Here is a 13,507-nt window from a genome sequence, read left to right on the forward strand (position 1 = left end):
TTATGCTCGGCGTTGGATCTTTCAGGGATTTAATGTCGCATTTATATTACCGCCAGTCCAGGCTAAGGGGGGCTGATGCGAGTAGGTGGAGCAGCTGAAGGGGAAGGATTAACAGACCACCACGGGTCAGGCGGGAGTAGTGAACGAGTGCCCCTCTATCTGTCCGAAGTCAGTACCGTTAAGGATCCATTCTGCTACCAGATCCGACATTGACTCATGGTTCAGCCGGCCCGGCCCCTTAAAAGCACATTCCCAGACTTCAAGCACACGCCAGCCCATCTCTCTGAGGGCGGCTATATTCCGCTGATCACGGTCTTTATTAGCGGTTATCTTGTCTTCCCAGAACTCCCGGCGGGTAGCTGGCAGGCGAAACATCGGACACCCTGTATGACCGTGCCAGAAACACCCCTGAACAAATATGGCGGCACGATACTTGGGGAGGACGATATCAGGTTTGCCCGGAAGGTCTTTGCGGTGGATACGAAACCGGAAGCCTCTGCTGAACAGACTCTTTCTCAGCAAGACTTCCGGCTTCGTATTTTTCCCTTTGATAGCCGCCATGTTGCGGCTGCGGGTAGCGGGATCGTGAACGTCAGCCATCGTCAGGCTGCTTCTGTTCTGCGCCCTTCATTTCTGATGCGGGCCTCCAGTACGCGCGGTTTCATCATTTTAGCTACAGCCCGGAATACAGGAACGGCGACGGAATTGCCGAACTGCTTATAAGCCTGCGTGTCAGACACCGGAACCTTGAAATTAGATTCCCCGGGGCCGTCAAATCCCATCAGCCTTGCACATTCGGCAGGCGTGAGTCGCCGCGGGCGATTGCTTTGGTTGATCATATCGTCAAAGCCGGCATCCATATCCCAGCCACGATCAACAAGAATCTCTGATCCGTCCTTGTAGTACCTTGCAGAAAGTGTTCTCGCCACGTCGTGAGCCCCGGTAAGACCAAACCCGAACCCATTCCCTTTTGCTTTGTGCTTGGCTGCGTAGTCGTACAGGTACTTCCACAGTTTAGGAGTAAGGATGTACTTATCGTCGACCTCGTCTTCAGGATCGAGAATGTCGCCAAATGACGGTACCCGCTCCGGGAAATGCTTGCTGATATCCTTCAGCGTAAAGCCATGGTGGACATCCAGATCACGGCGGAAGCCCACCAGCACGATGCGCTCCCGGTGCTGTGGAACGAAGTGCCTCGCATCAATTATTTTCGGGTCCTGGGAACCATCGTAATGTACATCGGCGACCTCGTAGCCAAGTTCGTCGAGTGTCTGCAGAATCACCTTGAAGGTCTTACCCTTATCGTGACTCTTCAGGTTTTTTACGTTTTCCAGAAGAAAGGCTGATGGGCGTTTTGCCTCGATAATACGGGCTACGTCAAAGAAAAGCGTACCCTGGGTGTTGCACTCGAAGCCGTGGACTCTGCCTAGAGAGTTCTTCTTGGAGACACCTGCGATAGAGAACGGCTGACAGGGAAAGCCGGCCAGTAAAACGTCGTGGTCAGGGATGAGCTTGTCTATATGGGCGTACGCTTCTTCCTCTGAAATCTCGGGGCGATCAGAGAGGGTTACTTCGCGGATATCTTCATTGAAGACATGCTCATCGTCGTTGTAATGGTTCGCCTTATAGGTGCGGACGGCGTATTTATTCCACTCGCTGGTGAATACACACTTTCCGCCGGCTTCTTCAAAGCCTCTTCTGATTCCGCCAATGCCGGCAAACAGGTCTATAAACCTGAACTCATGTCCGGAATTCTGAAAAGGCGTGGGGAGCAGCGCCTGAAGATGTTCAAACTCGCCGTGGCTGAGCTTCCTGTCCACCTTACCCCTGACCCAGCGATTGATAGTTTCGCGGCACCATGAATCAAAGCCGAGCTCATTCAGCGTTTCGGCAATAAACCCTTGGTCATATATTTCAAGTAATTGATTTATAAGGGCAAGGCCTTCTTCATCTTTCATTACCCACTCCTTTCTGGGTCAAGTCTGTGACGTTCCGTCACCGAACAGTTCCATTTTAATAACTTTCACACTGCCTGGCCAGGTCTTCCCGCGAAATTTATTCACGCAATTCTCAAATACTGACCGACCTTTACATGATAGTACTGTTTAAACGTACAGTGTCCAGTGCAGAGGCAATTTTTTGGTGAATTTCTGCTGGAAATCCGGAGCGACTTAAGCCAGCAGCCCGACCAGTGGGGGAGGCTATCCGGGATGTACGGTCCGGTACGCCTGATTGGAAATACTGGTATTCCCCGGTATCGATGGGGTACCTTTTCCTATGCAAATCAATCCGGAGCAGCAATGACGAAAGCCGACAAACTACTGGGCCAAGCTTATGACCACCTCAAAATCTCAGGCCTTAGCGACAGCGAAAAATACAAAAAAATTGAAGACATCGTTGCTTACCTTGACGGGCTGAATTCGAAGGCAACGATTCCACCCGGGACGACAGGAACTATATCTGAGCGCCTCTGCAGGCTGGGCCTGACAGGCATCCCAAATATTCAGATCAGGCCGTTTGGAAAGGCATGGCAATGGGTGGGCGATGTTCTTCTGCCGGGGCACCCTTACGATATCGCTGTTTCGATCAAAAGCTTCAAAGCCAAAGAACGCCTGATCGCGAGTGGTACCGGCAGCCTTCTTACTCCGACACTTGGATGGGGGTTGTTCAATGATCCGGATGAGTGGGGGTTCGATCGATGCAATTCCTATCTCTACCGGGGTTTTCTTGCGATCTATATGCCACACAATTTGCTGATGCAGCTGGATCCGGATCAGAGAGGCATTCAGAACTTTAACGGGACGAAGCTGCTGCGGGATCTGCAGCAATTTCCATCCGATGTTCAATCGGCAATGAATCCCAAAAATGGCCATCGGATCGATATGAGAAAAATCTGAAGCATGGCAGCAGGATACTCCCCGGTTAAAGAACGGGGAGTATCCAGCGCTCTCCCTCCATGTCTATACCGAGAAAGTCCAGTCCCGCCTCATATCAAAATCAATGGCCAGGTAACGCCGGTCTGGCTCATAGGTACTCCAGAAGAGTTCCACTGTCGCCACGCAGTCCTCCCAGCGAATGTGAAAAAAGAGATGGATCTCACTAATATCCGGATCTCCGGCCAGAATGGTCTGGAGAATTTCTGCCTGCTTCTGAATTTCCATTTGCATCACCTCACGTTTTTAAGTCCGGCATCCCTGCCAGATATGCCCTTCAGGCTGTCCTGAACCAGCTGTTCTTTTTGATTGAAGCCAACTGATCGCCCACTTCCTGATGAGTGCCAGTGATGATGTCGGAGTTTCCATACTCGTGAAGCTGTTGACGGAGCACGAAACCCTGGCCGCGCGTCTTCTCGCAGGTGAGGATCACCTCCGCCTCTTTGAAGTGGTCAACGCTCTGGGCAAGCGCCAGGGCTTCGTTTAGCAGTTTGATAATCTCTTCAATGGTGTAATTCATAGAATCATCTCTTGTTGGTTTCCAGAACCCCTTGTCCGGGGCACACCTTGAAGGTATCCGAAAGCGGCGGAGGTGCAAGAGCGAAAAATGTTACAAGATGTTGATAAAAAAGGCTTTATGTCGAATCTCGACGGCGATGAGAGGCAGGAGTCTTAAACAGACAGAGAGACAAAGTTGCCGCGTCGAAAACGGACCTTCTGCAGAGTAAGGAGGTGAATTCCGGTAGGCGTGCGATCAGCGATGATGAGATGACAGGCTTTCAGTCTTTGCAGAGGAAAAGCCGAGGATCGCGTCCTTGCGAGGCTTTTTAGTCCTTACCGGCCCCGCCAGCTCTCAGAGCTTCTGATGCCGGATGGTGGTGGTCAGGGCACGGGAATCTTCCGTTTATGATTCTGCCATCGGCGCCTCCTCATTTCGGCGAAGCACCTCCTGATCGAACTTCTGCAGATCGGTTAATAGCCAGCGCCTGGACCCAGAGCTCAGCTTCTTTCCCTGGGGGAATTTCCCTTCCCGAACCCAGCGCCGGATAGTGAACCGGGATACTGAGTAGTAATTTCCCACCTCCGTATCTGAGAAGTACATCTTCTGCGTATCTTTCATCGACATCTCCGTTTAGTAGTGAACACGATCCAATGCTACGGGGATGCAAGAGGTGTTTGTCTGGTGTAATTGCCGTAGAACTGCAATAACTCGGAAATGACGTGGTAAAGTGACTGTTGACGGGAACGATAGCGTGTGCAGACGTGGCGCGCTGAAGCAATCTGCGATGAAGTGATGTGAATCAGAGGGGGTAGCAGGTTTATGTACCCAACCTGTACCCAGCCAGAAACGAAAAAGGGCCCACCCGAAGATGCGCCCTAAGTCGTTGAATTCTGGTCGGCGTGGCAGGATTCGAACCTGCGACCCCTTCGTCCCGAACGAAGTGCGCTACCAAGCTGCGCCACACGCCGATCAACGGCCGGTATTATACGGATTAGCGGGTTATTTACCAGCCCCCGTATGAGATAACGGCATCCGTAAAATTGCTGAGCCTGCCATGCCTGGGCAGGTATCGGAGGGCCGGTTCAGTGGCCCTCCGAATGTCCCGGTTAGCTGGCCGTTGGCAGCACGGAGATATCCGCCACCCGCAGGAACAGGTTCCGCAGCAGGTTGAGCATGGCCAGACGGTTGGCGCGTACGGCGTCATCGTCGGCCATGACCATGACCTCATCAAAGAAATTGTCCACGGGCTCCCGCAGGCTGGCCAGGGAGCTCAGCGCGGTGGCGTAGTCACCTTTCTCGAACAGTGGTAGCACCTTTTCCGCCTGCTGGCGGATCTGCTCTGCCAGGGTAATTTCCGCTTTGTCCTGCAGCAGGTCGGTATCGATGGTTTCACCAATGCTGTCACCGCCCTGCTTTGTGAGGATGTTGGACACCCGCTTGTTGGCACCGGCCAGGGCCAGGGCTTCCGGCAGCTGGCGGAAGGCTTCCACGGCTTTCACCCGGCGGTCGAAGTCCAGCGGGCGCGTGGGACGGCGGGCGTGCACGGCAAGGTAGACTTCGGCGTTGATGCCCTGCTCTTCGTAGTGGGCACGGAAGCGCTCCAGCATGTAATCCACCACCGTGTTGGCCACGTTCGGTTCGCTGATGCTGCTGTGTTCTGCTTCCGCCCATTCGCACAGGGTCTGCAGGTCCAGTGGCAGTTCCCGTTCGATGATGATCCGCAGCACACCCAGTGAGGCGCGGCGCAGGCCGAAGGGGTCGCGGGTGCCGGACGGCGGCTGGTTGATGCCGAACAGGCCCACCAGGGAATCAATGCGGTCGGCAATGGCCACGGCGCAACCGGTCAGGGTGGCGGGCAGGTCGTCGCCGGCAAAGCGCGGCATGTACTGCTCGTTCAGTGCACTGGCCACTTCTTCGTTCTCACCGTCGTTGGCGGCGTAGTACTGGCCCATGATGCCCTGAAGGTCGGTGAACTCCAGCACCATTTCGGTGACCAGGTCGGTCTTGGCCAGCATGGCAGCGCGCTCGGCGAGAACCGGATCGCTGCCGATGGCAGCGGCGATTTTGCTGGCCAGGGCGGCAACCCGCACGGATTTGTCGTAGATGCTGCCGAGTTTGTCCTGGAACACGATCGGTTTGAGCTGGTCGATACGGTCTTCCAGCCTGGTCTTGCGATCGGTGTCGTAGAAGAAGGCGGCATCGGCCAGTCGCGGGCGGATAACCTTCTCGTTACCGGAGATCACCTGGCTCGGATCCTTGCTTTCCAGGTTGGCGACGGTGATGAACAGCGGGAGCATCTTGCCGTCGCCAGAAACCACGTGGAAATATTTCTGGTGTTCCTTCATGGAGGAAATCAGCGCCTCGGCGGGGACTTCCAGGAAGCGTTCCTCGAAGCGGCCCATCAGGGGCACCGGCCATTCGTTCAGGGCGGTGACTTCGTCCAGCAGGTCCTCATCAATGACGGCCTGGCCGCCGGCCTCTTTCCTGGCGATGGCCATGACGCCGTCACGGATCTGCTCCCGGCGCTCGGCGAAGTCTGCGATCACGTAACCTTCCTGGCGCAATACAACTTCGTAGTCACCTGGACTCGGAACAATCAGTGACTTGGGACAGTGGAAGCGGTGGCCACGGGTCTTGTTGCCCGGGGTCAACCCCATGATGGGGGTTTCGATAACCTTGTTGCCGAAGAGCATGATGGCCCAGTGTACCGGCCGCACGAATTCGGTACGGTGTGCACCCCAGCGCATGCGCTTGGGAATGGGCAATGCTGCCAGGGACTGGTCCACCAGTTCCGGCATCAGTTCGACGGTGGGGCGGCCTTTTTCAATGGTGCGATAGACCACCCAGGCGCCCTTGTCGGTTTCCATGGTGTCGAGCTGGTCCGGTGTAATACCCAGGGAAGTGGCAAAGCCGGTCAGGGCCCGGGTGGGGTTGCCGGAATCGTCAAAGGCGGCTTTCACGGCCGGGCCGCGCTTTTCCACGGGTTTGTCCGGTTGGGCGTCTTCCAGATCACGAACCCGCACGGCAAGCCGACGTGGTGCGGCAAAAGCTTCCACCCTGCCGAAGCCGATACCGGCGTTTTCCAGACCGCTGGCAATGCCGCGGGTAAAAGCGTCTGACAGCGGCTTGAGGGCCTTGGGGGGCAGTTCTTCAGTGCCCAGTTCGACCAGAAAATCCTGTGTTGCCATGATTATGCGTTCCCCTGTGCCTGCGGAGCTTTTTTCGCTTTCTTGCCCTTCTTGCCTTTGTCATCGGCGGCGTCGGCCGCGGCCAGTACTTCCTTGCGCAACGCCTCAGGCGCAAGCGGGAAGCCGAGCTTGCGGCGGCTGTCGAAGTACGCCTGGGCAACTGCCCTGGCCAGGGTGCGAACTCGCAGGATAAAACGTTGGCGCTCGGTCACGGAAATAGCGTGCCGGGCGTCCAGCAGGTTGAAAGTATGGGAGGCCTTGAGCACCTGCTCGTAAGCTGGCAGCGCCAGGCCGGCGTCGATCAGCCGGGCGCTTTCGCGCTCGTGCACATCGAAGCTGTGAAACAGGAATTCGGTGTCGGCATGCTCGAAGTTATAGGTGGACATTTCCACTTCCTGCTGGTGGAACACGTCGCCGTAGGTCACCACGCCGTCCGGGCCTTCGGTCCACACCAGGTCATAAACGCTGTCGACGCCCTGCAGGTACATGGCGATGCGCTCAAGCCCGTAAGTGAGCTCGCCGGTTACCGGGAAGCATTCCAGGCCACCCACCTGCTGGAAGTAGGTGAACTGTGTCACTTCCATGCCGTTGAGCCAGATTTCCCAGCCCAGGCCCCAGGCACCGAGGGTAGGCGATTCCCAGTTGTCCTCCACAAAGCGGATATCGTGCACCAGCGGGTCCAGGCCCAGGGCCTTCAGGGAATCCAGGTACAGCTCCTGGATATCGTCCGGGGAGGGCTTCAGCACCACCTGGAACTGGTAATAGTGTTGCAGGCGGTTGGGGTTCTCCCCGTAGCGGCCGTCAGTGGGACGACGGCTGGGCTGGACATAGGCGGCGTTCCACGTTTCCGGGCCGATGGAGCGGAGGAAGGTGGCGGGATGGAAGGTGCCGGCCCCTACTTCCATGTCCAGTGGCTGGAGTACCACGCAGCCGTGCTGCGCCCAGAAATTCTGCAGGGCCAGAATCAGGCCCTGGAAGGTTTTGATATCCGGGGTGTTTTCGGAATTTGCCTTGTCTGTCACGACGTTTGCCTGCTGGTCAGTCTGTGTGTGGCGCCCGGGCATCTGGCCGGGGCACTCCGGAAAAAAGGGGCATTATACGCCTGCCAATCGCGTATTTCTAAGTCAGCTTCACAGCCCTGATTTTACGCTAAAAGAAGGTCAGTCCTACCTGGAAGAGTTTCTCCACATCCCGTATCCGGGTTTTATCCACCAGGAACAGGATAACGTGGTCATCAGGCTGGATGCGCAGGTGATCGTGGGCGATGAGAACCTCATTGTGGCGGACGATGGCGCCAATGGTGGTGCCTTCTGGCAGGTTGATCTCATCCAGGCGCTTACCCACCACCTTGGAGGACCGATGGTCGCCGTGGGCGATGGCTTCAATGGCTTCAGCAGCGCCTCTGCGGAGTGAGTGAACGTTTACTACATCACCGCGGCGCACGTGTGTGAGCAGGCTGCCAATGGTGGTTTGCTGGGGAGAAATGGCCACATCGATGTCACCGCCCTGGATCAGGTCGACGTAGTCCGGATTGTTGATCAGTGTCAGCACCTTGCGCGCACCCAGGCGCTTGGCCAGCAGTGAGGCCATGATGTTGGCTTCGTCGTCGTTGGTGACGGCGCAGAACACATCGGTATTCTCGATATTCTCTTCCAGCAGGATGTCCTTGTTGGCCGCATTCCCTTCCAGTACCACGGTTTTACGAAGGCTTTCCGACAACATCACGCAGCGCTCGTGGTCGCGCTCCAGCAGCTTCACCTGAAAACGGGATTCCAGTGTATGGGCCAGGCGCTGGCCAATGTTGCCACCGCCACAGATGAAAATGCGTTTGTAGGACTTTTCCAGGGGTTGCAGTTCGCTCATGACCGAGCGGATATGGTCGGAGGCGGCAATAAAGAATACTTCATCACCGTCCTCAATAACGGTGTTGCCCTGGGGCATGATCGCCCGGCCTTTCCTGAAGATGGCGGCCACACGGGTCTCGATCTTGGGCATGTGGCTGCGCAGGTAGGATAATTCATGGCCTACCAGTGGCCCGCCCTGTGTTGCGCGAATGGCAACCAACTGGACCAGCCCCTTGGAAAATTCCAGTACCTGCAAGGCACCCGGGTATTCGATCAGGCGGGTGATGTGCTTGGTGACCAGATGCTCGGGGCTGATCAGAACGTCGATGGGGAAGCCCCGCAGGCTGTCCAGGTCTTTCTTCTGCTCCCGCTGGTAGAACAGTTCCGGCTTTGCCAGGTAGGCATTGGCCCGGACCCGGCAGATCGTAGTGGGAGTCTTGTACAACAGTTTGGCAACCTGGCAGGCCACCATGTTGACCTCATCACTGTTGGTGACAGCGATCAGCATGTCGCCGTCTTCTGCTCCGGCCTGTCTCAGCACCGTGGGAAAGGAAGCCTTGCCCTGGACCGTGCGAATATCCAGACGATCCTGAAGTTCCCGCAGGCGGGTACTGTCGCTGTCGATCACGGTGATGTCATTGGCTTCGTTGGCCAGGTTTTCTGCCAGGGTTCCGCCCACCTGGCCGGCGCCGAGAATCAGGATTTTCATGGTTCAGGTTTCTCCAGCACGGCGTAAAAGAATCCATCATGGCTTTCAGGAGCAGGCAGCAACTGGCGGCCTGTTTCCATATCGCGCCCCCACTGTACATCCGGTGTTATCAGGGTCGCCCTGTTCTGCTGTTTCAGGAATCGACGGATTATACGGTGATTTTCCTGGGGGAACACGGAACAGGTGGCGTAGACCAGCCGCCCTCCGGGCGCGAGCACCTGCCACATGGCATCCAGCAGGCCCAGCTGGATGCTGGCCAGCGGCACAATGTCCGATTCCCTCCGTAGCAGCTTGATGTCCGGGTGCCGTCGGATGACACCCGAAGCACTGCAGGGTACATCCAGCAGGATGCGGTCAAACGGTTGCCGGTCCCACCACTGGTCGATTGCTGCCGCATCTGCCTGTTTCAGGGTTGCCACAAGATCCAGACGCTCCAGGTTTTCCTGTACCCGTGGCAGGCGATCAGCGGATTCGTCAATCGCGACCACTTCCGCCAGCGCTTCGCAGCTTTCAAGGATAGCGCAGGTTTTGCCGCCTGGTGCAGCGCAGGCATCCAGCACGCGCTGTCCCGGGGCAAGATCCATAAGGGTGGTGCAGAGCTGGGCCGCTTCATCCTGGACGCTTACCGCACCATCCGCGAACCAGGGCAGGCGGTCTACCGGCACAGGTGCCGCCAGTTGGATACCGTAGGGTGCGTAGTGCGTGGCGGCGGCTTCGATGTCCGCATCGGCCAGATGCTGAAGATAGTCGTCGCGGGTAAAACGGCGTGCATTCACCCGCAGGGTCATGGGGGCCTGGGCGTTGTTGGCGTCAAGGATGGCCTGCCAGTCATCGGGCCAGTTGTGGCGTAGCTTTTCCAGCATCCAGTGGGGATGGCTGAAGCGGGCACTGTCGTCAGGCCATTCCGGCTCCCCTTCCCGCTCCGCCGCCCGCAGGACGCCGTTAACCAGCCCGGTCAGGTGGGGTTTATCCAGGGCACGGCAGGCTTCCACGGTCTCATTCAGCACCGCGTAGGTAGCCTGCTGGCTGAAGCGCAGCTGGAACAGGGCCACCAGCATCAGGTGGTGCACGATACGGTCCGGTTTACGCAGCGGTTTTTTCAGGCGGGCCTGCAATTCCGCATCCAGGCGGTGAAACCAGCGGCAGGTGCCGTAGCAGAGGGCCTGGAGCTGGGGGCGTTCGTTGTCTGCGACGTCGTTCAGGGCGAGTGGCAGGCATTGTGACAGCGACTGGCCATTTTCGACGGATTGCAGAACCCGGGCGGCCACGGCCCGCATTGGCTGGCCCCGGTCATTCATTCAGTGCAGCTCCTGGCCGGGCATCAGTATGTCCTTGCCGCCGTTGATCAGGTCATTGGCTGATTGCGGGCGCGAGCCTGCCAGCTGTAAGCGGGTGATTCTCAGGGACTCCAGCCCACAGGCAATGTCGATTCCCTCCCGGCTGCGACGGATCACCGTGCCTGGATGCCTGTCACTGGTGTCTTCCAGAATTTCGGCCTGGTGAATGCGAATGCGCTGGTCGTCCAGGTCGGTGTAGGTGCCCGGCCATGGGTTGAAGGCGCGAATCATCCGGCTGATGGCGGGAGCGTCCAGGGTCCAGTCAATGTGACCTTCTTCCTTGCTGAGTTTGCTGGCGTAGCAGGCCCGGCTTTCATCCTGGACTTCACCACGCAGCTCACCTTTCTCCAGGTGTTCCAGGGCTTTGACTATGGCATCACCGCCCAGGTCCGCCAGGCGATCATGAAGGCTGCCGCCGGTGTCGTCTTCCTCGATTGGGGTAATGACTTTCAGCAACATTTCGCCGGTATCCAGGCCGGCATCCATCTGCATGATGGTGATGCCGGTTTCGTGGTCACCGGCGGCAATAGCCCGCTGGATCGGAGCGGCGCCGCGCCATCGTGGTAACAGGGAGGCGTGGATGTTCAGGCAGCCATGGCGCGGAATGTCGAGAACCGCCTGGGGCAGAATAAGCCCGTAGGCGGCCACGATCATGACGTCCGCATCCAGTGCCCGCAATTGTTCCTGGGCTTCGGCGGTTTTCAGGGACTGGGGCTGGAACACGGGAATCCCCGCCTCCATGGCCACCTGCTTTACCGGGCTGGGTGTCAGTTTGCGGCCACGACCGGCGGGCCGGTCAGGCTGGGAGTAGACACCAACCACCTGGTGACGGGTTGCAAGCAGGGCTTTGAGTGCGGTGGCTGCAAAATCGGGGGTGCCGGCAAAAACAAGTCGCACGGGTATCGGTCTCTGTTTCGTTGAATACGAAAAGACCGGGTTTGTACCCGGTCCTGGTTCATGCTTTCTTTCCTGGCAGTGTCAGGCGCTTTTCTTGTGAAGCTTTTCGAGCTTCTTGCGAATCCGGGTGCGCTTGAGGGAACTCAGGTAGTCCACAAACAGCTTGCCATTGAGATGGTCCATCTCGTGCTGGATACATACCGCCAGCAGGCCGCGGGCTTCCAGTTCGAACGGTTTGCCGTCCCGGTCGATGGCCCTGATCATGCAATGCTCAATCCGCGAAACGTCTTCATAGAAACCCGGCACAGAGAGGCAGCCTTCCTGCATCTCTTCGAGTTCACCGTCGAGCACTTCCACTTCCGGATTGATAAACACCCGCGGCTCGCTTCTGTCCTCGGACAGGTCCATCACGATGATCTGCTTGTGCACATTGACCTGAGTGGCCGCGAGGCCAATGCCGGGCGCATCGTACATGGTCTCAAACATGTCGTCGATCAGCTTGCGGGTCTCGTCGGTCACCTCATCCACTGGCTTGGCAACCGTGCGCAAGCGGGGATCCGGGTATTCGAGAATGTCTAGTATCATGGCGCTCGTACTTTTGGTCTCTGAATCTGGCTTTCACCGTTATCTTTTGTAACGGTGTGAATACTGTCTCCTAAATGCGACAGCGTACTGCGCATTTTTTCATCCCGTGACTATTATGATCGGGATGAAAGAGCGGGTTTCAACGGGTTGTCGCCGTTTACAGTGCTATTATCCCTCAACTCGCTCATTGAGTACAAACTGATCAGTTGATAGTTAAAAACTTTTGACCGTAACGTAGAATTTACTGGAAGAACAAAAGATAACATCACAATTTGCGAGACATCTTCTATAGTAGTGGTATAAAAGGCAGATTACCGGCTGCATACCAAGAACAGAATCTATTGATTCAAGGCACGCGATCAAGGACTTAAACAATGAGGAAACTGCTGTACGCTCTGGCAGCAAGCATGCTGCTGCTAACCTCCGTGGCCCAGGCTGCCCCGGACCTGAGGTCCGATCATCCCGAGCGTTACACTGTCGTGAAGGGTGACACCCTGTGGGATATTTCCGCACGGTTTCTGAATAACCCCTGGTACTGGCCGGAAATCTGGCATGTGAACCCACAGGTTCAGAACCCCCACCTGATTTATCCGGGCGACGAGCTGGCGCTTGTGTATATTGATGGCAAACCCCGGGTAACCAAGGTTTCCAGTGATCGCACGGTGAAACTGTCGCCAAAGGTACGTTCCGAGCCCATTGATACACCGATTCCCGCCATACCGCTGGATGCGATCGGCAGTTTCCTCACCGATACCCGCATTGTCAGTGTTGAGGAGCTCAACGGAGCACCTTACGTGCTGGAAGGCGAAGATGGTCGCATTATTACCGGCGCGGGCGACCGTATCTATGCCCGTGGTGAAAAGCCGGCGAATAATCTTGGCGTTTTCCGCCGTAGCAAAGAGTTCCGGGATCCCGAAACCGGTGAGTTCCTGGGCCTGGAAGCTCGCAGTATCGCCCGTGGCGAAGTCACGGCTGAAAATGGTGACGTACTCACTCTTCGCCTGAAACAGTCCAGTGAGGAAGTTCGCATCGGTGACCGTCTGCTGGTAGGTGAAGAGCGTCGTATAAACACCAGTTTCGTGCCCAGTTCGCCGGATACCGAGATCGAAGCACAGATGATTTCGGTTGATGGTGGTGTCAGCCAGATCGGCCAGTTTGACGTGGTTGCCATTAACCGGGGTGAGCGCGAAGGACTCAAGGCTGGCAACGTCATGGCTGTGCTCAAGAGCGGCAACCTGGTGCGGGACCCGGTCACCAACGAAACCATCGAGCTGCCTTCCGAGCGTGCCGGGCTGATGATGGTATTCCAGACCTACGAGAAGATGAGCTACGGCCTGATTCTTCAGGCCACACGCCCGCTGTCGGTGGGTGACAAGGTGACCAACCCCTGAGGGGCAGGCAGGTCACGTAATACGAGTTTGAGATAGCGTTGAAAAAAAAGGGAGCCGCATCGCCGGCTCCCTTTTTTGTGGCATAATTCAGGCGCGTCCGGCCAGGAAGGCGGGGCCAGTC

The 13,507-nt window shown here is 56.9% G+C and carries 12 protein-coding genes and 1 tRNA gene; 2 read left to right on the forward strand and 11 right to left on the reverse strand.

Features of this window, described 5'->3' with window-relative positions:
- Positions 1-126 precede the first annotated feature (126 nt).
- Positions 127-600 (reverse strand): very short patch repair endonuclease, encoded by a 474-nt coding sequence (locus QPM17_RS17645; protein ID WP_228224520.1) that lies wholly within the window; start codon positions 598-600, stop codon positions 127-129.
- 2 nt (positions 601-602) lie between these two features.
- The gene (gene dcm, locus QPM17_RS17650) at positions 603-1,958 is read right to left on the reverse strand and encodes a DNA (cytosine-5-)-methyltransferase (protein ID WP_228224519.1); all 1,356 of its coding nucleotides are present in this window, start codon (positions 1,956-1,958) and stop codon (positions 603-605) included.
- 342 nt (positions 1,959-2,300) lie between these two features.
- Here dcm and QPM17_RS17655 point away from each other — a divergent pair, with 342 nt between their 5' ends.
- Entirely contained in the window at positions 2,301-2,897 is a 597-nt protein-coding gene (locus tag QPM17_RS17655) for a hypothetical protein (RefSeq protein ID WP_285392365.1), read from the forward strand.
- 63 nt (positions 2,898-2,960) lie between these two features.
- Here the strand turns inward: QPM17_RS17655 and QPM17_RS17660 are convergent, their stop codons facing one another.
- The 9 genes from QPM17_RS17660 to def all read right to left on the reverse strand — a co-directional run bounded on the left by QPM17_RS17660 (position 2,961) and on the right by def (position 11,995).
- Positions 2,961-3,161 carry a hypothetical protein gene (locus QPM17_RS17660; protein WP_228224518.1) on the reverse strand — a complete coding sequence of 67 codons (201 nt, stop codon included), beginning with the start codon at positions 3,159-3,161 and terminating at the stop codon, positions 2,961-2,963.
- Between the two features lie 49 nt (positions 3,162-3,210).
- Positions 3,211-3,453 (reverse strand): hypothetical protein, encoded by a 243-nt coding sequence (locus tag QPM17_RS17665; protein WP_228224517.1) that lies wholly within the window; start codon positions 3,451-3,453, stop codon positions 3,211-3,213.
- A gap of 873 nt (positions 3,454-4,326) precedes the next feature.
- Positions 4,327-4,403: transfer RNA gene (locus tag QPM17_RS17670), tRNA-Pro, on the reverse strand.
- A 138-nt stretch (positions 4,404-4,541) separates the two neighbouring features.
- A complete protein-coding gene (gene glyS, locus QPM17_RS17675; protein ID WP_285392367.1) occupies positions 4,542-6,623 on the reverse strand; it encodes a glycine--tRNA ligase subunit beta in 2,082 nt (693 codons plus the stop codon).
- A gap of 2 nt (positions 6,624-6,625) precedes the next feature.
- Positions 6,626-7,645, reverse strand: a complete 1,020-nt coding sequence (glyQ, locus tag QPM17_RS17680) for a glycine--tRNA ligase subunit alpha (protein WP_285392369.1) — start codon at positions 7,643-7,645, stop codon at positions 6,626-6,628.
- Positions 7,646-7,772: 127 nt separating this feature from the next.
- Positions 7,773-9,176 carry a Trk system potassium transporter TrkA gene (trkA, locus tag QPM17_RS17685; RefSeq protein WP_285392371.1) on the reverse strand — a complete coding sequence of 468 codons (1,404 nt, stop codon included), beginning with the start codon at positions 9,174-9,176 and terminating at the stop codon, positions 7,773-7,775.
- Complete coding sequence (rsmB, locus tag QPM17_RS17690; protein WP_285392373.1) at positions 9,173-10,474, reverse strand: 16S rRNA (cytosine(967)-C(5))-methyltransferase RsmB; 1,302 nt, start codon at positions 10,472-10,474, stop codon at positions 9,173-9,175. The genes trkA and rsmB overlap by 4 nt, the downstream gene beginning before the upstream one ends.
- On the reverse strand, positions 10,475-11,410 hold the full coding sequence (gene fmt / locus QPM17_RS17695) for a methionyl-tRNA formyltransferase (RefSeq protein ID WP_285392374.1): 936 nt from the start codon (positions 11,408-11,410) through the stop codon (positions 10,475-10,477). It lies immediately after the preceding gene.
- 81 nt (positions 11,411-11,491) lie between these two features.
- The gene (gene def, locus QPM17_RS17700) at positions 11,492-11,995 is read right to left on the reverse strand and encodes a peptide deformylase (protein ID WP_285392376.1); all 504 of its coding nucleotides are present in this window, start codon (positions 11,993-11,995) and stop codon (positions 11,492-11,494) included.
- A gap of 374 nt (positions 11,996-12,369) precedes the next feature.
- Between def and QPM17_RS17705 the strand changes: the two genes are divergently transcribed.
- Positions 12,370-13,386, forward strand: a complete 1,017-nt coding sequence (locus QPM17_RS17705; protein ID WP_285392378.1) for a LysM peptidoglycan-binding domain-containing protein — start codon at positions 12,370-12,372, stop codon at positions 13,384-13,386.
- The last annotated feature ends 121 nt before the right edge of the window (positions 13,387-13,507 follow it).

Source organism: Marinobacter azerbaijanicus (assembly GCF_030250645.1).
Taxonomy (GTDB): Bacteria; Pseudomonadota; Gammaproteobacteria; order Pseudomonadales; family Oleiphilaceae; genus Marinobacter; species Marinobacter azerbaijanicus.